Origin of the sequence: Spiroplasma endosymbiont of Monopis laevigella (assembly GCF_964019975.1) — a bacterium.
Lineage (GTDB): Bacteria > Bacillota_I > Bacilli_A > Mycoplasmatales > VBWQ01 > Spiroplasma_E > Spiroplasma_E ixodetis_A.
The window spans coordinates 39,641-62,645 of record NZ_OZ026473.1; the positions used below are offsets into that span (position 1 = coordinate 39,641).

General features: G+C 24.3%; 33 protein-coding genes. 32 read left to right on the plus strand and 1 reads right to left on the minus strand.

Annotated elements, in window-relative coordinates:
- The first annotated feature begins 120 nt into the window (after positions 1–120).
- Positions 121–1,416 (plus strand): hypothetical protein, encoded by a 1,296-nt coding sequence (locus AACK94_RS00180; protein ID WP_338975736.1) that lies wholly within the window; start codon positions 121–123, stop codon positions 1,414–1,416.
- A 482-nt stretch (positions 1,417–1,898) separates the two neighbouring features.
- Here the strand turns inward: AACK94_RS00180 and AACK94_RS00185 are convergent, their stop codons facing one another.
- Entirely contained in the window at positions 1,899–2,138 is a 240-nt protein-coding gene (locus tag AACK94_RS00185) for a hypothetical protein (RefSeq protein ID WP_338975737.1), read from the minus strand.
- Between the two features lie 240 nt (positions 2,139–2,378).
- Here AACK94_RS00185 and AACK94_RS00190 point away from each other — a divergent pair, with 240 nt between their 5' ends.
- The 31 genes from AACK94_RS00190 to AACK94_RS00340 all read left to right on the plus strand — a co-directional run bounded on the left by AACK94_RS00190 (position 2,379) and on the right by AACK94_RS00340 (position 22,976).
- A complete protein-coding gene (locus tag AACK94_RS00190; RefSeq protein WP_338961373.1) occupies positions 2,379–2,924 on the plus strand; it encodes an L-threonylcarbamoyladenylate synthase in 546 nt (181 codons plus the stop codon).
- A 36-nt stretch (positions 2,925–2,960) separates the two neighbouring features.
- On the plus strand, positions 2,961–3,569 hold the full coding sequence (locus AACK94_RS00195) for a hypothetical protein (protein ID WP_338974253.1): 609 nt from the start codon (positions 2,961–2,963) through the stop codon (positions 3,567–3,569).
- A gap of 391 nt (positions 3,570–3,960) precedes the next feature.
- Positions 3,961–4,659 (plus strand): hypothetical protein, encoded by a 699-nt coding sequence (locus AACK94_RS00200; RefSeq protein ID WP_338975738.1) that lies wholly within the window; start codon positions 3,961–3,963, stop codon positions 4,657–4,659.
- Between the two features lie 82 nt (positions 4,660–4,741).
- Positions 4,742–4,987, plus strand: coding sequence for a hypothetical protein (locus AACK94_RS00205; protein ID WP_338975740.1), 246 nt, complete (start codon positions 4,742–4,744; stop codon positions 4,985–4,987).
- A 23-nt stretch (positions 4,988–5,010) separates the two neighbouring features.
- Entirely contained in the window at positions 5,011–5,337 is a 327-nt protein-coding gene (locus tag AACK94_RS00210) for a hypothetical protein (protein WP_338975741.1), read from the plus strand.
- Positions 5,338–5,641: 304 nt separating this feature from the next.
- A protein-coding gene (locus AACK94_RS00215) for an IS3 family transposase (RefSeq protein ID WP_338975742.1) occupies positions 5,642–6,765 on the plus strand; the annotation gives its coding sequence in 2 pieces (ribosomal slippage) (positions 5,642–5,912 and positions 5,912–6,765; 1,125 coding nt in all).
- A 375-nt stretch (positions 6,766–7,140) separates the two neighbouring features.
- On the plus strand, positions 7,141–7,785 hold the full coding sequence (gene upp, locus AACK94_RS00220; RefSeq protein WP_338975743.1) for a uracil phosphoribosyltransferase: 645 nt from the start codon (positions 7,141–7,143) through the stop codon (positions 7,783–7,785).
- A gap of 257 nt (positions 7,786–8,042) precedes the next feature.
- Complete coding sequence (locus AACK94_RS00225) at positions 8,043–8,195, plus strand: hypothetical protein (RefSeq protein ID WP_338975744.1); 153 nt, start codon at positions 8,043–8,045, stop codon at positions 8,193–8,195.
- Positions 8,196–9,002 (plus strand): F0F1 ATP synthase subunit A, encoded by an 807-nt coding sequence (locus AACK94_RS00230; RefSeq protein WP_338958309.1) that lies wholly within the window; start codon positions 8,196–8,198, stop codon positions 9,000–9,002.
- Positions 9,003–9,028: 26 nt separating this feature from the next.
- Complete coding sequence (gene atpE, locus AACK94_RS00235; protein WP_281749185.1) at positions 9,029–9,322, plus strand: ATP synthase F0 subunit C; 294 nt, start codon at positions 9,029–9,031, stop codon at positions 9,320–9,322.
- Between the two features lie 33 nt (positions 9,323–9,355).
- A complete protein-coding gene (gene atpF, locus AACK94_RS00240) occupies positions 9,356–9,883 on the plus strand; it encodes a F0F1 ATP synthase subunit B (protein WP_338975745.1) in 528 nt (175 codons plus the stop codon).
- 12 nt (positions 9,884–9,895) lie between these two features.
- Positions 9,896–10,084, plus strand: a complete 189-nt coding sequence (locus AACK94_RS00245; protein ID WP_338975746.1) for a hypothetical protein — start codon at positions 9,896–9,898, stop codon at positions 10,082–10,084.
- Positions 10,085–10,096: 12 nt separating this feature from the next.
- On the plus strand, positions 10,097–10,639 hold the full coding sequence (locus AACK94_RS00250; RefSeq protein ID WP_281749183.1) for a F0F1 ATP synthase subunit delta: 543 nt from the start codon (positions 10,097–10,099) through the stop codon (positions 10,637–10,639).
- A gap of 11 nt (positions 10,640–10,650) precedes the next feature.
- A complete protein-coding gene (gene atpA, locus AACK94_RS00255; RefSeq protein ID WP_338975747.1) occupies positions 10,651–12,234 on the plus strand; it encodes a F0F1 ATP synthase subunit alpha in 1,584 nt (527 codons plus the stop codon).
- Between the two features lie 28 nt (positions 12,235–12,262).
- Positions 12,263–13,114 carry an ATP synthase F1 subunit gamma gene (atpG, locus tag AACK94_RS00260; RefSeq protein WP_338975749.1) on the plus strand — a complete coding sequence of 284 codons (852 nt, stop codon included), beginning with the start codon at positions 12,263–12,265 and terminating at the stop codon, positions 13,112–13,114.
- 17 nt (positions 13,115–13,131) lie between these two features.
- Positions 13,132–14,694 (plus strand): F0F1 ATP synthase subunit beta, encoded by a 1,563-nt coding sequence (gene atpD, locus AACK94_RS00265; RefSeq protein ID WP_338975750.1) that lies wholly within the window; start codon positions 13,132–13,134, stop codon positions 14,692–14,694.
- Between the two features lie 14 nt (positions 14,695–14,708).
- Positions 14,709–15,026 (plus strand): F0F1 ATP synthase subunit epsilon, encoded by a 318-nt coding sequence (locus AACK94_RS00270; RefSeq protein ID WP_174480958.1) that lies wholly within the window; start codon positions 14,709–14,711, stop codon positions 15,024–15,026.
- A 5-nt stretch (positions 15,027–15,031) separates the two neighbouring features.
- Positions 15,032–15,262, plus strand: coding sequence for a hypothetical protein (locus tag AACK94_RS00275; protein WP_338975751.1), 231 nt, complete (start codon positions 15,032–15,034; stop codon positions 15,260–15,262).
- An 866-nt stretch (positions 15,263–16,128) separates the two neighbouring features.
- Positions 16,129–16,641 (plus strand): hypothetical protein, encoded by a 513-nt coding sequence (locus tag AACK94_RS00280; RefSeq protein ID WP_338975225.1) that lies wholly within the window; start codon positions 16,129–16,131, stop codon positions 16,639–16,641.
- Between the two features lie 207 nt (positions 16,642–16,848).
- Positions 16,849–17,010 carry a hypothetical protein gene (locus tag AACK94_RS00285; protein WP_338975224.1) on the plus strand — a complete coding sequence of 54 codons (162 nt, stop codon included), beginning with the start codon at positions 16,849–16,851 and terminating at the stop codon, positions 17,008–17,010.
- A gap of 8 nt (positions 17,011–17,018) precedes the next feature.
- Complete coding sequence (locus tag AACK94_RS00290) at positions 17,019–17,492, plus strand: hypothetical protein (protein ID WP_338975223.1); 474 nt, start codon at positions 17,019–17,021, stop codon at positions 17,490–17,492.
- Positions 17,446–17,739 (plus strand): hypothetical protein, encoded by a 294-nt coding sequence (locus AACK94_RS00295; RefSeq protein WP_338975222.1) that lies wholly within the window; start codon positions 17,446–17,448, stop codon positions 17,737–17,739. The genes AACK94_RS00290 and AACK94_RS00295 overlap by 47 nt, the downstream gene beginning before the upstream one ends.
- A gap of 3 nt (positions 17,740–17,742) precedes the next feature.
- Complete coding sequence (locus AACK94_RS00300; protein ID WP_174480528.1) at positions 17,743–17,901, plus strand: hypothetical protein; 159 nt, start codon at positions 17,743–17,745, stop codon at positions 17,899–17,901.
- A gap of 137 nt (positions 17,902–18,038) precedes the next feature.
- Positions 18,039–18,350, plus strand: a complete 312-nt coding sequence (locus tag AACK94_RS00305) for a hypothetical protein (protein WP_338975561.1) — start codon at positions 18,039–18,041, stop codon at positions 18,348–18,350.
- Positions 18,343–18,609, plus strand: a complete 267-nt coding sequence (locus AACK94_RS00310) for a hypothetical protein (RefSeq protein WP_338975560.1) — start codon at positions 18,343–18,345, stop codon at positions 18,607–18,609. Before AACK94_RS00305 ends, AACK94_RS00310 begins: the two co-directional genes overlap by 8 nt.
- Positions 18,578–19,339: a hypothetical protein gene (locus AACK94_RS00315; protein ID WP_338975559.1), complete on the plus strand. Its 762-nt coding sequence runs from the start codon at positions 18,578–18,580 to the stop codon at positions 19,337–19,339. The genes AACK94_RS00310 and AACK94_RS00315 overlap by 32 nt, the downstream gene beginning before the upstream one ends.
- 16 nt (positions 19,340–19,355) lie before the next feature.
- Positions 19,356–19,514 carry a hypothetical protein gene (locus AACK94_RS00320; protein WP_174480523.1) on the plus strand — a complete coding sequence of 53 codons (159 nt, stop codon included), beginning with the start codon at positions 19,356–19,358 and terminating at the stop codon, positions 19,512–19,514.
- Positions 19,515–19,548: 34 nt separating this feature from the next.
- Positions 19,549–19,728 (plus strand): hypothetical protein, encoded by a 180-nt coding sequence (locus AACK94_RS00325; RefSeq protein ID WP_338975558.1) that lies wholly within the window; start codon positions 19,549–19,551, stop codon positions 19,726–19,728.
- A gap of 13 nt (positions 19,729–19,741) precedes the next feature.
- Entirely contained in the window at positions 19,742–20,119 is a 378-nt protein-coding gene (locus AACK94_RS00330) for a hypothetical protein (RefSeq protein ID WP_338975557.1), read from the plus strand.
- A 17-nt stretch (positions 20,120–20,136) separates the two neighbouring features.
- Positions 20,137–21,321 (plus strand): hypothetical protein, encoded by a 1,185-nt coding sequence (locus AACK94_RS00335; protein ID WP_338975752.1) that lies wholly within the window; start codon positions 20,137–20,139, stop codon positions 21,319–21,321.
- A gap of 14 nt (positions 21,322–21,335) precedes the next feature.
- The gene (locus tag AACK94_RS00340; protein ID WP_338975555.1) at positions 21,336–22,976 is read left to right on the plus strand and encodes a hypothetical protein; all 1,641 of its coding nucleotides are present in this window, start codon (positions 21,336–21,338) and stop codon (positions 22,974–22,976) included.
- Positions 22,977–23,005 lie beyond the last annotated feature (29 nt).

Sequence of the window (23,005 nt, forward strand, 5' to 3'; positions counted from 1 at the left end):
TTACTTTGTAATTAATGGTGACAATGAAATAGTAGCAATAAATACTTTGCTTACACAGTTTATCCACATATCCAATGAATATCCTTTTGTTAGAATGAGTAATTTGTTCTTAATATGTGTATGACAAAAAAATATTTAAGTAGTGAGTGACTTATCAATATAAGTAACACAAATAAGTATAATTTAAAAAAAGACATTATTTACTTGAATAACTTTTTCTTTGAACAAAATTTAAGATTAAAATTAAAATTTGAACATAATAAAGGGTTTCAATTAGATGGTTATGAATGACATTTAAGATTTATAACCGCTATTATTATTATAAAACTTATTAGTAAAGATAAAAAAAATCTCTTAACTAATGATAAAGTCCTAACCTATATATACAAAAAAATAGAAATTATAATGATCAATATCGGTTATAAAAAATATTATGATGATCAACTAATATGATTTTTAACAATTCATGTACGAAAAATTAAATTTAATTTTTTTCTTGAAAAAGATGAACAAATTGAATTTAATTTAAACTTAAGTATAAAAAGAGAAGTCGAACATTTTAGATTAATAATTGCTAAAGAGTTTGCTATTGAGTTTGATAAGTTTGAAACCAATTATTTTAATTTCATTTGTTTACTTAATATTAAAGTTGACAGTCAATTATTTCCAAATATAACTTCAGAAATTAGTAACATTACTCAAAAAATATTTTCTTTTATTACTTATGAATATCAGGTGTCTTTATATTCAAATACTTTTAAAAGTAATTTGAATAGTTTTCTTAGTGATAATTGATTTAAATTACAATTTAATTATTATAGTGATATTGGTTTTGCCTTGGATGATACTTTTAAAATAGAAAGTGACTACCAATGAGGGCAACAACTCCTTTTTATTATAAATTCGCAATTAAAAAATAATTATTTTCCCAATCTTAATCTTTTACAAAATAAATTTTTAATAATTACTTTTCATAAAAGTTTTATAGCAAACGAGAACTGAAACATTCCCTTATATATATTCTTAATTGATGACTCCTATGCTAATAAAATTCAAATAACTTCATTTATAAAAGTAAATTTCCCTAATATTTTAATTATTTCCCTAAAAAATAACTTAAGTAATAATTTTAAACTTCATTTACTAAATCAAAAACCTTGTATATTAATTGAAAAGGTAAATATCTATAGTAATTATAATTTAGATAAATATAAGAATATTTCTGTTATTAATATTAATGAAAATTCATGAAATTATGAATTAGAAAAAAATATTAATGAAAAAATAAAACAAGTAATGTTAAAAAGAATTCAATATTCAATTGGGTATTTAATTTTTATATCCAAGAAAAATTTTATAGTATTAAATCTATTTTGTGAGCATTTCAAAAAACATTTATCAAAAAATATAATTTAAATTTCGAATTTTTAGATATTGATGAATGTTCTATAATTAAAAATCATATTTATGAAAAAATATTATTAATAAATCAATTACTACCTATTCCTAATTACGAGTTCCCTATTATCCTTTTATATATAAAAAACCCTTTGATATTTCAAAACAAATTTAAAATTCATTTTATTTTCATTTTATTTACTAATAAAAACAATACTCAAAATTATAATTGAATCAATTTGTGAATTTCTTTATTTAAGAAAATGATTAATACTAATATTAAAAGTATTAGTCATATATATAAAATAATACAATCAATCATGACAATTTAATGTTAATTTCCCTTACATTTTTATATAAAAAACAAATATGAAATCATTTATTTTTAATAAATTTAATAATGATCATTTAGTTAAATAATCATCAGAAAGATAAATCTTAACTTTCATTATATTTTTGGTAAATAAGAATTAAATTTAATATAATCTATTTCTGCATCTTTAAATTGAGTTTCTAATTTTATAATTTCTTTTTTTTATAGTACTATCTAATTCTTTATTGGGAAAAATCATTTTTGTAAAATCATTATTATTAAATTTTTTATCAATTGTTTTTTCAATGATATTTTGAATACAAATTGTTTCTATTATAAATGGTTTATTATCATTATCTTCAATTTCTTTTCTTATTTTTTCAATTTCTTCATTAGTATGTTGTATTCCTATTTTTCTTTTGGGCATATTTTTTGATTCTCCTTCTATATTTAATTTAATAAAAATCTAATATAAATATTAATCTATATTAAATTAAGATGTTTATTAAACCATTAATTAATGATTTTCCAATCCTTAATTAGTAATTTTAAGGTTTATTTTAAATTACAAATATTATTTATAAGTTTTTTATTCATTATTTTGAAACAACTATTATATTTAAAATAATAGGTGTATAATTTAGTTAAAATTTATAGTGGTGTTTTCATGATAACTTTACAGCAAAATCAAATTAAAGAAATTAGCCAAATCATTGCTAATGGCGAAGTGGTTGCTTTACCAACAGATACAATTTATGGTCTTGTTTGTAAATTTGATGATGACAAAGCTATTAATAAAATTTATCAAATTAAAAAACGTGATTATAGTAAAGAACTGCCAATTTTAGTTGCTAGTTGAGAGCAAGCTAAAAGCATTGGTATAATTAGCGATCAATTACAGTCATTTTTAATAAATAATTTTAGTGCTGGTAAAGTTACTGTTATAGTTTTAAAACAACCTAGTTTAAACACATCATATTGAATAAATAAAAAGACAATAGCAATTAGAGTTAGTGCTTCACATTTTATTCAAAAATTAATTAAATTAACAGGGCCTTTAGTAGCTACAAGTTGTAATTTAAGTAATGAACAACCAATTAACGATTATCATAATATAAACTTGCCTAATTTAAGGTATAGAGTAGCAGGTGAGATTTTAACAAATAAACCATCAACTATTTTTAATAGTTTTAATGATAAAATTATTAGATAATAATTAGATAACAGTATTAAAAAAGGAGATAATACTATGAATTGATGAATAATTTTAATTATTATTGCGTGCACAACAATATTGATTTTATTAATTGCACTAATTTTATTAATTAAAAAAAATAAACAAAAGAAAATATTAAAAATTACTAAAGATATAAATACTTTATATAAATACTTAAAATTAAAAAAAATAAATACTAAAGAATTACCAGTCTCAATAGAAAAAATTAAAGAAGATATTTATTATAGTGACAAAGTCATTTTGGGAAAGTATGAAGAACTTAATAAGATTTCTGGCCAAAATATTTTGCTAAAAACTGAATATAGTGCTGCCAAAAAATTATTTTTACGTTATAAAATTAAAGACGTTAATCTTATCAAATCATCAGATTTTATACCTTTAAATCAAATAGACTTGTTAATTTCACAAAATAATCTTTATTTTATTGATTCTTTTGAACTACAAATAATACCATTAGTTGATGTTAAAAGTATTACATTTTTTTGAGAAAAAAATAATTATATAAAAAATAAACAAAAATATATTGGTATTGAAATTAATTTTCAAAATAAACGTTTATTTTTTCTTTTTAATAAATATGAAGAAGCAATTAGTTTTGCTGTTCATGTTATTAGTTTATAACAATTATTATTTAATAATTAAAAATTTTGCTTTTTTTGTGAAAATGATATAATTATACAAAATATATTATTAGGAGCAAAATTATGTCAAAAAAACATTTTAAATTTAATACTTGAAAGTTTATTCAATTTACTGGCTTTTTTTAATTACTTTAGGAATTATTTTTTCTTTTTCTTCTTTTAAAGTTAGCCTATTGTTATATTTTGGTTTAGTATCAGTATTAATAGGTTCTATTAATATTTTAATTTACTATATTTTTATTGGAACAAATAGTTATAAAAAATATTCAAGAAAACAAAATAATAATAAGTTAATAATCAAAAATAATTAAGAAATATAAAGTTAAAACTAAGAAGATTAGTTTTTTCGAGAGAATAATAGGTGAAAAACTATGAGAAAAATATTAAAAGTATTTAAAGCGATGTTTTTAACGAGCATTATTTCTTTACCACTTATTGCATGTGATAAGGTAAATGATGCAAATCAAAAATATGTTGATATTAGTAATATTAATATGGAAGTTACTAATGCTCCTGTTGAATTAAATAAAGATATTTATAATATAGCTTTAATTAAATTTAAAACTAAAGTACAAACTGAAATTAGTAAATTAGTTCCAGAAGGAAAAAAGCCAGAAAATGGTACTGATTATAAAATAACAATTCTTAATCATAATGATATGTATGCTAAAATTAATAAATTTGAATCACTTACTGTTAATGTATCTGCTTCAAATAATAGTAATATTTTAAAAGGTAGTTTTAATGCTTGTGTAAAATTAGTACCAAAGGCTAAAGACATTAGTAATATTAATATTGATAAGCAAGAAGAAAAAATTAAAATTAATACCACTACTTTTGGTGAAGCAATTGCTTTACGTTGTTTATCATTAATTGAAAGTAAAATTAACGCTATTGTTCCAACAGCAAAACAAGATAGTGACTATGTTGTTAATGTAGAAGGTCATACTTTATCAGAATCTATTAAAACATTTGATGATGTTCATATTAATGTTAATGCTATTGAAGATGATTATCATTTTTTATTACATGGTAGTTTTAGTTTTTTCTTAGCCTTTGCTAAAGATTAATTTATATTATTTTGGGTAATAAAAAAGATAACTTAATTTTCATTATTATCATAAAAATAAAGTAGTATAGTATGGGGTAAGCATGTCAGAAGTAGAAAAGTTATTAACAATGAATTATGAAAATGTTTGTAATTTTTTAAAAAATAAATATGGATGTATTTCAAAAAATTATTTTTCAGATGCAACAATGTCTAAGAAATCACAAGGAATAACAAGGGGAAAAGAAGGTTTATATATTCATCATATTGATGAAGATAAAGCAATTTATTATCTACTCCCAAATGAGCTCAAAAGTCACCATTTGCCTATCAATATGCTGATCGATTAGTTTATTGTAATTTATTAGAACATTTGGTTTTACATATTAAAATTTTTGAATATCCTCATCCAAATAAACATAATTTTATGGAAGTTGGTGTTGGTGGAATTTATGCTTTTATTGTTCCTGAATTAAATGATATTTATAGTGGTATTCAATATAAACAACCATGAAAACAGAAAGTTGCTGAAGTTGTTTTACCATTAAAAGAAGATTATTTTAAATGTATTAAAAAATTAGTAGAACTTGGGTTTTCTTATCCTTTGCTTACTTTTTTTAATCATCAATTTGGTACATGAAATAATAGAAATAATAATAAGTTATATGAAGAAATGAAAAAAATGGGTGTTAAACAGTAACTTTTTTTATTGTTATTTAATCATAAATAAAAAATGTTAGTAAATTACTAACATTTATTTTTATTAAGTTTATTAAAAAGTTAATTGACAATGATTTTGATTAATTATTGGTAATTGTTCACTATTAATACTTGTTATATCGTTGTTTCTTAATAATGGAGTTCTTTCAGATATTTGTTGTTCGTTATTACTTTCAACATTAATATCAGAAATATTTGTTGGAAAACATGGATGGGTTACACTTTATTGGACACTAATTACATAGACAAGTGAACAAATTAGTTAAAAGAAAGGAATTATAATTATGGTCACTATTAACTCATATTCAGATGAATTTAAAAAACAAATAGTAGCTTTATATCAAAGTGGCAAATCAGTATCTTGCCTTGTTAAAGAATACAATGTTACAAGAGCAGCTACTTACAATTGAATTAAGCAATTTACTAATTCAGGTAGTTTTAAAACTAAAGATAATCTTTCAGATTTAGAAAAACAATTAATTCAAGCAAATAAAGAATTAAAACAGTTACGAATGGAAATTGATATTTTAAAGCAAGCAGCACTAATAATAGGCAGAAAGTAGAGATTATTGCAAATAATAAATCTAAATATAAAATTCGCACAATGTGTCATTTTTTAAAACTCTCTAAATCAACATATTATTTTAATTTAAAGAAAAAAAATAAAATTCAAAATAATATTTATGAACAAGCTGTTATTAGTGCTTTTAAAGAAAATAAAGAAGTTTATGGTACTAGAAGATTAAAAGTCATACTAGCAAACCAAGAAATTTATTTATCACGCAGAAAAATTAAAGAAATTATGAATAAGCATAATTTAATATCAAAATACACTAAATTATCATTCAAAAATTATCATAATAAAGTCAATGATAGTCAAATAACCAATCTTGTTAATAGAAACTTTAATAATAGAATTAAAAATGAAGTTATTGTTAGTGATTTAACTTATGTTCAAGTTAATGGTAAATGAAACTATATTTGCCTATTAATCGACCTATTTAACCGCGAAATTATTGGACATAGTGTTGGAGTTAAAAAAGATGCATCATTAGTATATCAAGCATTTATGCAATCAAATCACTGTTTAAAAGATATTGAAATATTTCATACTGATCGCGGTAATGAATTCAATAATAAAACTATTGATAAACTTTTATTAGCTTTCAACATAACTCGATCTTTAAGCAAAAAAGGATGTCCTTATGACAATGCTGTTGCTGAAGCAACTTTTAAAACTTTCAAAATTGAATTTATTAATGATAAAAATTTTACATCATTAATCCAATTAAAATTAGAATTATTTGATTACATCAATTGATATAACAACATAAGAATTCACAGTACTCTAAACTACCTAACTCCAATTAGTTATCAAAAACAAATGTCTACCAAAAAATATTCCTAAAAAGGGTTGCCATTCCATAAGATTTTTTTTGATAAAAATAAGACAAAAATTACTATTAATAGCTTATTTCAAATATATAATTTTCTATATCAATAAAAGAAATTTATTAAATTTATATTTTAGATTATAATTTTTTTAAAATAAAAACAAAGTTATTAAAATAAAATTTATAAATTATATTTTTATTTAGTTAATTTTGAACTATAAGAATGTTATTAACAATTAAAAAAATAATTTTTGAATAAATCTTTTATCTTTTTTCGTTATTTTTATTGTTATTTTATTGATTTATAAATTAAAAGGCGTAAAATTTCATATTAGTATATATTTTAAATTATTGAAAATATACGCATTAAAGATAAAGGAGTGTTTTTAGTGGAAAGTAGTAAAAATCTGTTTATTGTTAATCATCCTTTAATACAAGATAAATTAACAAGAATTAGAAATCACTTAACCCAAAAAAAAGATTTCAAAGAGAATTTAAGCGAAATTGCAACGTTAATGGCTTATGAAGTATTTAAAGATATTCCTGTTGATGAAATTGAAGTTGAAACACCCATTACTAAAGTTATTGGTAAAACATTAACCAAGACAATCATTCTTTCTCCGATTTTAAGAGCAGGATTAGGGATGACAAATGGATTTGAGTATGTAGTACCTAATGCAATTATTAGTCATGTTGGTCTTTATCGTGATGAAGAAACTTTAAAACCACAAAAATATTTTTTTAAATATCCCAAAAATATTAAAAATGTAAGTGATGCATTAGTATTTATCTTAGATCCAATGCTTGCTACTGGTGGTACTGCTGATGCTGCTATTAAAGAATTAAAAAAAGTAGGTTTTAAAAACATTACTTTAGTTTCCATTGTAGGAGCACCAGTAGCTATTAAGAAAATTAATCATAATCATCCTGATGTTAAGATTTTTTTAGCAGCGTTGGATAAAGAATTAAATGATGATGGTTATATTGTACCTGGATTGGGTGATGCTGGTGATCGAATTTTTGGAACTAAATAAATATTTTAATGGAAAAAATTAGAAATAACCTTTTTCTTTCAATACTTTTTACAATGTTATGCTATTGATTATTAATTAATGTAGTATTAATTATAACTGTTATAATTAATACAAACCATTGGTTATTAATTACTGGATTTAATATTGGTTTTATAGGAAGTATGATTGGGTTATGCTTTTTATATTTATCGTCAAAATGATTAACCAGTGGAATACATTTAAAACAAACCTTAGCATATTTTGGATTCTTATTAAGAATGTTAATTTATGGTTCAATTATAGTTTTGAATATTTTCTTTAATTTTGCTAATATTTTTACTATAATTGCCGGAATGTCAATATTGATGGTTGCTACTATTACTGCAACGTTATGTGTATATCAAAAAAATAACTTAAAAGAAGGAATTTAAATGGAAACTTTAGCTGGATTGGAAAGTTGGAATTATTTACAAATTATGCCACAATTGGTAACAATTTTGATAACAACAGTCTTTATCAGTGTTATTAGTTATATTTATTATTATAAAGTAAAACGAATGAAGCCTGATGAAGATCCAAGAGGTATTGTTTTAGTTGTTGAATTAATAATTAAATCAGTTGAAAAAATTGTTGTTGATGTTCTTGGTGTAAAGTATAAAAACTTGACAGTTTATTTGTTATATGTAATGGGTTATATTTTAATTGGTAATTGATTATCGATTATTGGTCTTGAACCACAGTCATCAATGTATACGGTTACTTTATCAATGGCATTAGTTACTTTTATTGGAATATATTATATTGCTATTAAATTTCAGAAACTTTTATTTTTTAAAAAATTTATTATTAACCCTCTAGAATTAATTACTCAATTTGCACCTTTGATTTCTTTATCTTTTCGTTTATTTGGTAATATTTTAGGTGGAAGTATTATTTTGGCAATGCTTTATGGGGTAACTGCTAATATTTGAAGTAATATCCCAATTATTGGTCAGATGAATTTATTAATTGGTGTAATTGGACCATTCTTACATATTTATTTTGATTTATTTGCTGGAAGCATTCAAGCCTTAATTTTTGGCACCTTAACTCTTGTTTATTGGAAATTACAAATGGAAGAAGGAAGTTCTCATAAGGGAGAACTTACTATTAAATTACCAAAAAAACTTCGTAAACAACAAGCAATAAATCATGAAGAAGAAATTTATACCGAACGTTCAATTATGGAAAAAAAATAAAATACAAAAAGGAGAATTTATTTATTATGGAATTATTAACAACAGTAATGACACATGTCTTTCATTTTTTTAATCATTTAGCAGCTGATCCTAATGGATTGATGAATTTAAAGTTTGTTGGAGCTGGAATTTCAACTATTTCTTGTGCAGGAAGTGGAATTGGTCAAGGTTTTGCTGCTGGTAAAGCTGTTGAAGCGGTTGCTCGTAATCCTGAAGTAGAATCTAAAATTAGAACACAATTTGTTATTGGTGCAGCTATTGCCGAATCAGGTGCTATTTATGGTTTAGTTGTTTCTCTAATTTTAATATTTGTAGCATAAGGTATTAAAAAATATTAAAAAGTAGGTGATTTTATGAATTTTAATTTCAATGATTTAGTATCAGGTGATGATATTGTTAATCAATTATTTCCCAATCTTCTTGTTTTTATTGCTCATATTTTTGCAACATTAATTTTATTAATGGTACTTTGAAGATGAGTTTATGCTCCGTTTCGTAAGGCTTTACATTCGCGACATTTAGTAATTAAAGAAAAACTTGATGATGCTGCTTGCAAGCAATCATTAGCTAATCAAGATCGTGGTGAAGCTAGTCAAATATTAAAAGCTGCTAAAATTGAAGCTCAGGAAATTATTGCTAATGCACAAAATGATGGTTACAATAAGCGTAAACAAATTATTGATAAAGCGCAAGAAGAGAGTATGCGTATTACTAATCAATCAAATCGTGATTTAGTTCGTGCTCGTAAAGAGGCAGAAGCAAAGATTAACGAAGAAATCAAAATAGTAGCATTAGAAGCAGCTAAAAAAATTATTGGTGCTGAAATGAATGCTAAAAAACATGAACAATTAATTACTGATTTTATTAAGAATTTGGAATAGTGGTGAAGTTAAATGATAGATGAAGGATTAGCTAATCAATCAAATCGTGATTTAGTTCGTGCTCGTAAAGAGGCAGAAGCAAAGATTAACGAAGAAATCAAAATAGTAGCATTAGAAGCAGCTAAAAAAATTATTGGTGCTGAAATGAATGCTAAAAAACATGAACAATTAATTACTGATTTTATTAAGAATTTGGAATAGTGGTGAAGTTAAATGATAGATGAAGGATTAGCTAATCAATGAAGTAATGGTCTTTTTCAATTAGCAAGAGAAATAAAAAAAATTACTCAATTTGCTGAAGAAAGTAATAAATTAATTGATATTTTTACTACTTATCCAGAATTTATTGATATTACTAGTAGTAGTAATTTAACTATTGAAACACGTAAACAAATTATTAGTGAAACTTTTAAAAATCATATTGAACCATATATGTTAAATTTTTTCTTTTTGTTGATTGATGAACATCATTTCCAGTGTGTTCGTTTCATTTTAAAAGAATTTCGCAAATTATGTAATGAATATCAAGATGTAAACTATGGCATTATTTATTCAGTGATAGAACTTTCAAACCAACAAATAAATCAAATAAAATTGAAAATTGAGAAAGTCATTAAACATAAGATTAAAGTCGTTAACAAGATTGATAAATCATTAATTGGCGGTATTAAAGTTAAAGTACGGAATCAAGTTTTTGATGGTTCAGTTAAAGGTCAAATTGATCAATTAAAACAAGAATTATTAAGTCATGAATAGAGGTAAAACAAATGTCCTTAAACGTTAATCAAATTTCAGAAATTATAAAAAGTCAAATTAAAAATTATGGTAAAAAAATTAGTGCTAATGAGGAAGGCATTGTTGTTACTGTCGGTGATGGAATTGCACTAATTCATGGTTTAGATAAGGCTGTTAATGGTGAATTAGTATTTTTTCCTAAAAGTAATATTTATGGTATGGTTTTGAGTTTAGAAGAAACTGCTGTTGGTGTTACTTTAATGGGGGATGACACGGGTATCAAGGAAGGAGATATTGTTAGTAGAACAGGTAATGTTGTTGAAACACCAGTTGGTAATATGCTTTTAGGAAGAGTTGTTAATGCACTAGGGCAAAAGATTGATGGTAAAGGTCCAATTAAAACTACGAAAACTAGACCGATTGAAAGAATAGCGCTGGGTGTGATGACTAGAAAATCTGTATCAGAACCTTTAGCAACAGGATTATTATCAATTGATGCAATGATTCCGATTGGCAAAGGTCAAAGAGAGTTAATAATTGGTGATCGTCAAACTGGAAAAACAACGATTGCTATTGATACTATTATTAATCAAAAGGGTAAAAATGTTTTTTGTGTTTATGTTGCTATTGGTCAAAAGGCCTCAACTGTTGCTCAAATTGTTGATAAATTAACACAATTAGGGGCAATGGAGTATACAACTATTGTTGCTGCTACTGCTAGTGAAGTTGCTCCTTTGCAATATATTGCTCCTTATACAGGAGTAACTATTGCCGAAGAATGAATGGAAGAAGGTAAAGATGTCTTAATTGTTTATGATGATTTGAGTAAACATGCAGTGGCCTATCGTGCTATTTCTTTATTATTAAGACGACCACCAGGAAGAGAAGCTTATCCAGGAGATGTTTTTTATCTTCATTCACGTTTATTAGAACGTGCAGCTAAATTAAATGAAAAACATGGTGGTGGGAGTATTACTGCCTTACCTATTATTGAAACACAAGCCGGTGATATTTCTGCATATATTCCTACTAATGTTATTTCAATTACTGATGGTCAAATTTTTTTAATGTCAGAATTATTTAATGCCGGAATTCGTCCAGCAGTTGATGTGGGTTTATCAGTTTCACGGGTAGGTTCATCAGCACAAATTAAAGCAATAAAACAAGCAGGTGGAACATTAAAATTAGAATTAGCACAATTTCGTGAATTACAAGCTTTTTCACAATTTGGTTCTGATTTAGATGAAAATACTAGAGCTGTTATTGAACATGGTAAACGTGCCATTGAAATTTTAAAACAAAAACAAAATGAACCATTAAATCAAATTGATCAAGCAATTATTTTATTAGCAATTAAAAATAAGGCAATTAAATGATTACCAGTAGAAATGATGGATTCTTTTAAAAAGGAAGTAATAACTTATTTTCAAAAACAACAACGAAAAAGTTATTTAAAATTACAGCAAGATCAAGCGTTTAGTAAAGAGTTACAAGTGAGCATTAGTCAAGGCATTATGCAGGTTGTTTATAATTTGACCAATAAGCTAAATGACTATAATCCTAAAATATATGGTAGTCTTGAAGAATGGGAAACATTAATTAAAACATTCAAATAATGTATTTAGGAAGGTAAGGTGAAATATCATGGCTCAAAGCATGGAACAAATTAGACAAAAAATTAAATCTGTTAATACTAGTTATAAAATTACTAAAGCAATGCAACTAGTATCAACAGCTAAATTAAAAAAAGTAGGTAAAAGAATTGAGAGGATTAAACCTTATTATTCTGAAGTTTATGATACATTCAATCAACTAATACCTAAATTAAGTAATTCAATTTATTTAAAAACAAAAGATCAAGTTATTAATAAAACAATATGAGTAGTTTTTAATTCTAATTTAGGATTATGTGGTGGTTTTAATAATAATTTAAATAAATTAGTATTAGAACAATATAAACCACAAGATGAAATAGTTGTTATTGGTAGTAAAGGAGTTTCATACTTTACTAATCATCATTGTAAAATTATGCAATCTTATACTGAAATTAACATTCAATCATCATATAATGATTCGCAAGAGATATCTTTGTTGTTACTTTCTAAGTTTAATAATAAAGAAACTGATGCTATTAAAATTGCATATACAAAATATGTAAATACGGTAACAACAATTCCAACAATTATTGATTTATTGCCAATTGTTTCTATTAAAACTAATCAAGAAAGTAATTTAATTAAAACCGATTTTGAACCAGACGCTAATACTGTTATTAATAGTGCTATTCCTTTATATGTTGGTGCCATTGTTTATGGTGCATTAGTAGAATCACAAGTGTCAGAGCAAGCATTACGAAGATTAGCAATGGAAAATGCTTCAAATAATGCCAAAGAAATGAAAGATAAATTATTAGTAAGTTATAATCGTGCCCGTCAAGGTGCTATTACCCAAGAAATTTCAGAAATTATTGGTGGCGCTGATGCCCAATCATCATAATAAAGGAGTAAACTAAAATGAAAAATGCAACTAGTAAAAAACCTATAACAATTAAAGAAAAAAAAGTTAGTGATAAAAATTCTTTAAAAAAGGATAATACTAAAGTTATTGCTAAAGTAAAAGCAAAAGTCACTAAAAAAGTAGTTAATAGCAAAGAAAGTGTTAAAACTAGTAAACAATTACCAACTAAACGAAATATTGGAAAAATTGTTCAAATTTCAGGTCCAGTTATTGATATTCGTTTTAATGATAATAGTTTACCTAATTTAAATAATGCTATTAGTATTGATAATAATGGTCAAAAATTAATTGTTGAAGTTGCAAAACATATTGGTGATGATAGTGTTCGTTGTATTTCAATGGGTCCAACTGAAGGATTACTACGTGGTCTTGAAGCAGTTGATTTAGGAATACCAATTAGTGTTCCTGTTGGTGAAGAAGTTTTGGGTAGACTTTTTAATGTATTGGGTGAAGTCATTGATGATGGTAAAGAACTTAAAACTAAATTAAAATATCCTATTCATCGTACACCTCCTAGTTTTGATGAATTACAATCAAAATCAGAAGTTTTAGAAACAGGAATTAAAGTTATTGATTTATTAGCACCTTATGCTAAAGGTGGAAAAATTGGTTTATTCGGTGGAGCTGGAGTTGGTAAAACAGTTTTAATTCAAGAATTAATTAATAACATAGCTAAAGAACATGGTGGTATTTCTGTCTTTTCAGGAGTTGGCGAAAGAACACGTGAGGGTAATGATTTATATTATGAAATGCAAGAGTCAGGTGTTATTAGTAAAACTGCTTTAGTGTTTGGTCAAATGTCAGAACCACCAGGTGCTAGAATGCGTGTTGCATTAACTGGTTTAACAATTGCTGAATACTTCCGTAATGAAAAACAGCAAGATGTATTATTATTTATTGATAATATATTTCGTTTTACACAAGCTGGTAGTGAAGTATCGGCCTTATTGGGAAGAATGCCTTCAGCAGTAGGATACCAACCAACATTATCGACAGAAATGGGTGCTTTACAGGAACGTATTGTATCAACAACACGTGGTTCTATTACATCTGTACAAGCAGTATATGTACCAGCCGATGATCTAACTGATCCAGCTCCTGCGACAACATTTACTCACTTGGATGCTAAAATTGTTTTAGATCGTAATATTGCTGCTTTAGGGCTTTATCCTGCTGTTCATCCTTTACAATCTTCATCAAGAATGTTAGATCCTGCTATTGTTGGTCAGGAACATTATGATGTTGCACAAAGAGTTATTGAAACAATTCAACGTTTTTCTGAATTAGAACCAATCATTGGTATTTTAGGAATGGATGAGTTGAGTGAAGAAGATAAAAAAATAGTAGCTAGAGCAAGAAGAATTCGTAATTTTTGTTCACAACCATTTCATGTTGCTGAAAAATTTTCGGGTTTAAATGGTATTTATATTCCTATTAGTCAAACTGTTAATAGTTTTAAACAAATTTTAGATGGTGAATGTGATGATTTACCAGAGCAAGCATTTTTATATGTAGGAACTATTGAACAAGCAATTGAAAAGGCAAAGAAATTGAGATAATTGAAGGTGATAGTATGGCATTAAATCTTAAAATTATTACTCCTGATGGTATTTTTTTCGATGGAGAAGTACAGTGAGTTAATGTTAAAACAACTGAAGGCTATGTTGGTATTCTTGAATGGCATACACCTTTGATTGCTAATATTCAAATATCAAAAATGTCATTTAAAATTAAAGAAAAAATTCGTAATTTAACGATTTCTGGTGGACTTTTGGTAACTGATTTACATATGGTTCGTATTATTAGTGATAAAGTTGAATATACATCAATTTTAAAAGAGCAAGAAACAAAGGTATTTGATGAACGTATTAAAAGGGTTAGTGGAGGTTAATAAATATGCATGATTCACATTTAATAAAATGAATAATTGAAATAAGTATTTATCTTTTTAGTTTTATTGCTAGCGGATTTGCTGTAAAAGCAATTCCTTTTAATAAATTTCTTGATCATAAAAGAGTAAAAGAATCATGAATTTTATATATGTTAACAACTTTAGTTTTTACTTATTGTATTGGTACGTTAATTATTAAATTTGTTGGTTTAGATATTTGATTTAATTTAAATTAATACTTAAAATTAAAAAAATAAAAATAGTAAGTGTTTTAAAATATTTACTATTTTTTTAATTACAATATACTATTAAAATTTATAGTAGTTATTAATAATATCTATATAGATTATAAAATTTCTCCGAAATTACTATTATAGTAGTAAAAAAATCGTTTTTATTTATTGGGAGCGTACCGAAGATGTCGATAACTAAAAAGTTTTAAAAATAGCTCCTTTCTTTTTTAAATCCTTAAATTAAAAATAAATGACAAAAGATGAGAATAAAAATCTTGTCTTTTTTTGTAATTGTAAAATTTTAAAATTTTTAATAACCCTCTTTAACGCTATTATCAACACGTGTTAGGGAACTAAAAAAGTGAACTACAACACAGTTGTTAAAAATAGTAGCTAGCATGTGGACTTGCATGGATAAATAAAAAGTGGAGTGATACCTAATAAAATATACTAACCATTTAATGGTAATTCTTGGGGTGGGAGCGGATTGGAAACTAGTATATATAGACCTGCTTAGGGAACCTACTATATTAATTCTATTCTTTATTTAACCAACCTTGCCACTCACCAGTGAGCAAGTGTTGGTTTTATTTTTTATTTTTTTTGAAAAATTTTTGGGCGAGAAAATAAATTTCAAACTTGTAAAAAAAATTGAGCGGTGCCGGTTCAATTAAAATATTAATTTGCTAAATGCAAATTAAATAAATATTGAATCGAATGCCTCAATGTTTTTTAAAATTTCACAATTTATTTTTGAGCCCAGAATTTCTGGAATGAATAAAACTAATAATAGTATTATTAATAATTTAAAAATCAAAATATATGTCCTTTATGCTAGAAGCAACAGGACATATTAGGAAAGGATTATTATGCAAATAGAATTTAAAAAAGAACAAATTGTTAAAGATAAACCACAATCTATTCTTATTGATTATGTTGAATATAAATTATCACTTCCAAAATGAATGATTAAAAATAATTCTTTTATTGTTGATAATAATTACACATATTGGGTTTTTAATTCTGAAAATATTAAAAGAGAATTAAATGGTGATGAATTAACAAAATTATTAGAACCATATATTTCTGAACAGAAAATAACTGTTAATAAACCAGAAACACCCAAAGAATATTATCTTAATGATATAAAACTTGAACCATTAACATTTTATGAACAGCATAATAGTTGATTTATTGGTGAAATAACTGATAGTAAAACAAAGATTACTAATCCTTGTTTTAAATATAATGTTACATGAGAAGAAAACAGAAAAGGTTTTAAACTAAATAATCCATATAACCATAATGATTTGTCAATTAATTATATAGTCACTTCTTATAAACATATTTTAACTCATAATGAAAAGATATTTTATTTATAAAGAAAAAAACTATGAATAATAAAAATAAAAAATGTGAATTAAGAGTTTGTATGGATAAAGTTTGAAAAGAATGTATTAATAATTCTACTAAAACTATTAAATATAAAAATTGACCAATACCTTATTTAATATGTGACAGTTGTTATAACAAAATACCTAAATACCTTAAACAAACAGCAAAAATAATTGAAAAGGATGATTTACATAATGGAAAAAAAGATTATTGAATATAAAGTAGGATTAATCAAACAAATTGATAGTTTACAAAAAAATAATTTAGTTTGTGGACATAAAGAGTTTATCGAAGAATGTAAATATTGCTGAAGTAATTGTGATTTAGAAATTATTAAAACAATTGTTAGAGGTTAATTTGATTAATGCAATATGACTTAATTATTGGAATTGACCCTGCTGGTATTGGTAGTAATGGAATTATTATATACTCAAATGAAACTAATAATATTGTTTTTAATGAAACATTTAAAACTAAAACAGTTTTAAAAAGCAAAAATCTATTTAAAGAATACTTTTTATTAATTAAAAAACATTTTGATAATAAAAAAATATTAGTTATTGTAGAAAATTTCTTTTTAAATTCAAAACAATTATTAACAAATCCATTAGCAACTCCTAAAATTATTGGTGCTTTAATAGTATTAGCAGAAGATGTTATGAATTGAGATTATTTAGAAAGTGAACCAAAAAATAAAAACAAAATAGAAAATTATAAAGGAAATATAAAATTAACAAAACATGAACAAGATGCATATAAGCATATTAAATATTATTTAAGGAATTATAAAAATGAAAGAGAAAGCCAATTATGTCAAATTAACAGTAAAACTGAGTAACACTATTGAAACAAAATATTACGAAAAAGGTAATAAAGAATTATATTATAGTGTTCGAGGTCAATGAAATGGATTAAACTATGTTACTTTAATTTTTAACAACCCAAAATTTTATAGACGCTGTATTTTATTAAACAAAAACGATGAAATTATTGTAACTGGTCAAATTTTTAACACTTTAAATATTCCTAAAAATCGTGCATTTTGTTCAATAAATGTTAAATGATTTAAAAAATGAAAAGAGTAAAAAATGATATTATGAAAAATTTTATTAATAGTACCAATATTAATAACAAGCATAACACTAATAATATTTTTAATATTTATTAGTAAAGAATTAAAAAATGAATATAAAGTATTAAAAATATTAAGTGAAATTGCTAATCAAATTGAAAATAAGGAGAAATAATATGAAATATGAAGATAAATGTTCTATGTACAATAAAGTAAAAGAAAACTTTTTATCCAATACCTGTAATAGTTGTTGATTAGAATCAGTTAATAAATGAAATAGAAGAAGTTGAAGAAATTTAGGAAACATTGATAATGAATAAAGAAAATATACCATGTTGTTTTAGTGAAGTTAATGAACTTGGTAAACATATAACAAATTGTAATAATTTACCAACAAAATTAGATAAAGATAATGTTCAAGTAAGATATTTTTGTGATAAACATATGATAAAAGTTGAAAATATAAGAAGAAAAATTGCCCAAAAATATATTAATGAATATAAAGAAAAATTAATTTTAGATATCGATGAAATTATAAATGATAAAAATCCACATAGAACTTATACAGAATATGTCTTTTCTTTAAAAGAAAGAATTGAAAATGGAGAATTTGATAATGATTAAATTAAAAGATTTATTTGGTGAAGATAAAATAGAAATATTTTCACCAAATCCCAAAGATTTAACAGATAGTAATGATATAAAAGCATTGATTTTATGAAAATATCCCAATGTTATTGCTAAATATTTAATTGTTTCTCAACCACATGCTAATACTGCAATTTTAGTTGGAGATAACTTTAATTATCAAGGTTGAATAGAAGTTTTTATTAAACAGAAAGTAGAAGAAAATGCCAAATGACATAACTGTACAATCAAGTAATTACAATTTATTAAAATTAATAAGAACTGGAGCAAGTCCATTATTTGGTATGATAGGAACTTCTGCATACTATGGTCAACTTATTGGTAATCCAATATTAGGTAGTATAAATGCTTTATTATTTTCTAAAAAATTAGGAATTGATATATGAAATTTAAATCAAATGCCAAATTTAAAAAGTAAACTATTAAATTCAAGTAAAAAAATAGCATTAGGATTAGGAACAATTGGTTTAGCAAATTATAGTAAATTTACTGAAACAATAAATCCTATCACCCCAACTACAACCACTACAGAAACTCCGCCATGACCAGCATTAACATTATCAGTAACTAATAATAATGTTAATGACCAATCTTTAATGGATTGAGATACTTATATATCTTTAAATTCATATGGTATTGCAAATTTGGTTGCTGGAATTACAGAATTAATACCAAGTAAATTTGAAACTATACGTAAAATAGCAAATATGGCAACTGGTGGTTGTTTGATTAGTAGTGGTGTTGCTATGGGTATTAATAATGATTTTATGAATGCTTATGCAGTTCCGACTATTATTGCTGGTGCATCTGAAATTATCCATAATTTACTACCAATGGAAACAACTAATCATGTTGAAGAAATGCAAGAAACAACATTTACTAGTGAAAATGCAAGATTAATTAATGATGTTGTAGATAGAATATCACCAGTATATAGACCAACTACATATTATGACAGTTTATAAAGGAGGTGAGTAATTTATGAATAAAGAAAAATTAATTGAATATTATAATCACGAAATAAAAATACATAAAGAAAGGATGGAACAATTAAATAAAGAAATTTCTTTATTAGTAACTATTATAAGTAATTATCAGTCAATGGTTGAAAGAATTAATGGTGGTCAATTTGACGAATAATTAAAAAATAAATAATTGAAAGGAAAATATTGAAATGAAAGAATTATTGCATGAATTAATCATTATTGGAACAAGTGTAGGAACATTAATTTGCAGAGAATTAATTGTTTGATTTAAACGATTTATTACAACTCCAAAACATGTTCGAGCAAATAATAAAGTAATAAAACATAAAAAAAAATTAGCAAAATTAAATGAAAAAATTAATAAATAAAGGTGTAATGTAAATGTTAGAAAATGAAACTAATGTTCAAGAAACAACTGAACCTTTAACTGAAAATAATGATTTGCAAAAAGAACAAGAAACTAAGATTGTTGAATTAGAAAATAAGTTAAATAAACTTAATGAAGAAATTAAAGAAAAAGAAATGCTTAATATATTTAAAAAATATCAAGTTAAAAAAGAATTTTATGATTTTTTAAAATTTAAAACAAGTAATATAGAAAATTCAAAAGTAGAAGACACTATTAAAAAAATGATTAAAGAACAACCAGTATTTAAAGAACCAATTAATACAGGTGGTAAACAAGAAACAATATTAACAAATCAATCGAATTCAATAAAAAGTAGTTTATTGGATTATAAAAAGAAAAATAATTTATAACAGAAAGGAAAATAAAAATGGCAATTAATATTCAAACAAACTTAAATAATACAGAAAAACTAGTTGAAGCACCAGAATTTATTGAATTTTTCAAACAATCAAATAGTCCATGAGCAAACTTTTTTCCTATTGAAATAGTTAATTCTACTAAAATAGAATTTATTATTAAAGTTCCGAAAGACCCATCAATTAAAGTTATTGCATGAAATGATAAAAGTCAAAGAATAGATGTAACTTATGCACAAACTGATACTATTCCAAAAATAATTGAAAAATTATATGTTGCTGGTGAAACTATTGCAGCAGTTGACTTAAATGCTGAAAATGGACAAAATTTATTAGAAAGTATGCAATATGAAGTCGCTAATGATTTAGCAGATAAATTAGCAACTGATGATATACAAGTAATTAGCGATAACGGAACTAAAGTAATAATTAGTGACACATCACCAACAGGACATATACAGGCAATATTATCTGCTTGAAATACTTTATTTCAATTAAGAAATAGTGCAAATTGTCGTTTCTTTATTACAAATAATCTTTATGATACTATTGTTTATTTGGCTAATAATAAAGGTTTAATTACAGATAACCAAATTGCTCAACAACTAAGATTAAATGGTAATGATTTATATATAAAAGGTGTATTATGTCAAATTGTAATGGATGATTATATGACATTTACTGATAGTGAAAATAAAAAACAAATTATACCTTTTATTTTAGCAACACCAAGAGCAATGAAAAGATATATGTTACAACAAACAATTGTTTATGTTCAAGAAATTGCTGATGGCAAACTTGGTAGAGCATATAAAGTTGGTGGTGAAGTACTAGGTCAATCAATTCCTTATATGTCAAAAAAAGAAACAACATCACGTTGAATGCTATGTGGAATTATTACTAAAACAGATTTAAGTAGTAAACTTACAATTTTAACAACTGATATTACTGCTAATACGAATAGAAAAAATCAATTACTAGATACAGCAATAAAAAATGCAAGAGAAATTACTGGTTTGAATCCAGCATTAGATTTAGTACATGCAAATATTAAATATTTTAGTGATGCACAAGGCAAAACTGATGTAAGTAATCAAAATCAAAAAGCAGGAGATTTATATGTAATTATTACTGCAGATATTAATGATGCAAATTATCAAGGTTCAACAAATCCTATAAAAATAACTCTTAAATAATAAGGACATTAATTATGCCTATTGGTACAGCAAATACAGCCACACTCTTAAAAATAAATAAACCCAAACATACCAGAATTAGTCAACAACAAGAACATAAAAGTTTATGATGAGAAATTTTAGAAATGATTGGTGTACAAGTTATAGTAGTAGCACTTGCTCCTTTTACTGGTGGTTTAAGTGAAGATTTAGCACTTGGATTAGGTGCAAGTGATTTAATTGCTAGTATTAGTGCTGTTGGTGTAGAATTTTTAACTGATTTTACTATTAATCAAGTTTATGATTATTTAAAAGGAAATGTAACACCATTAAATACTTTTTTTAATATATTACCAGCATTTGCTGGACTTAATAAAATTAGTCGTGGTTATCGTACAACTAAATTTATTAAGTTAGCACAAAAAACTAAAACATTAGAACAAGTTGGTATTAAAGAAGCAAAAAACTTACAAGAAATTATTAGTCAAGTAAGTGGAAAAGAAATTTTAACAGATAAAATTATTGGTAATAAACGTTATTTAATGAAGTATAGTTTTACTCCTAATCGTGAAACAGTATTACGAGATTTAGGATATGTTGCTGAAAGACAATATAAGAATAATTTTCAAAAACTAGAAACAGAAAAATTAATGGAACACTTATTATTACAAAATACATTAATAAAATTAAGTCCACAATTAACTCCTAAATTTAAAATTAAAGATATTGAAAAAGCAAATAACTTTTTAAAAAAATTTAATACTGATTTAAAAGAAGTATTAAAAATGAATCAACATGATTGATTAAATTTAGTTCATACAATACATACAGAAAATAGATATGGAAAAACTTTAATTTTAGATTTACAAAAAATTCGTGCTAATGCTATTAAATTTAATTTTAAAAATAATGTTATTCATCAACTTGTTTTAAAAGCAAATCAAACTTTTAAATATTTTGATATTAGATTTTATTTAAAAAAAGGTTTAAATAAATTTTGAAAAGATACACCATATTTTGAAAAAATACGAGAAAGTATATATAAATTACAAGAAAAATTTGAAAAGTTAGAAAAACAAGTATTTGAAAAAATTCAGAAATTAAAAGAAAAAGCAACTGATTTATTTACTAGTGCAGAAAAAAGAGCAATTAAACACGCACAATTAATTCCATTAAATTCACCAGTATTTATGGGTTGTAAAATTCAACCTTTGTCATTAGATAAATGTGCAATTACTATTTATCATCGCAATCCTAAATATAACCCAATTACAGTTGTTGATAGTATTCTTAAAGCAAAAACTTTTGTTACTCAAATACATCCATTCCATTGATATCGTTGATATAGTGGTTGATACATTGGTTATGGAGTTAATCAAAATAAATGATTAAAAGCAATAGCATTTGCTCCACCAGTGGTGCAACAAGTAATTAGAGATAGTTTTAAAGTATATAGAGAAATATTTAGAACTATTAGAACTTATCATAAAGTAGTAAATGTTATTAATAATCCTATTGAAAATATTAACAAATCATTTAAAAATGTTGGTTTAAAATTTAGTGTTAATACTTTATTTGGTACTGGATTATTACATCATTTAGAAAAGTTTGCATATAGTCAAGTTGTAACAAAAAGTAAGAAAAAAATAAAATACAAAAAGAAATTGAACATATAACACATAAAAAAACAAAAAAACATACTCAT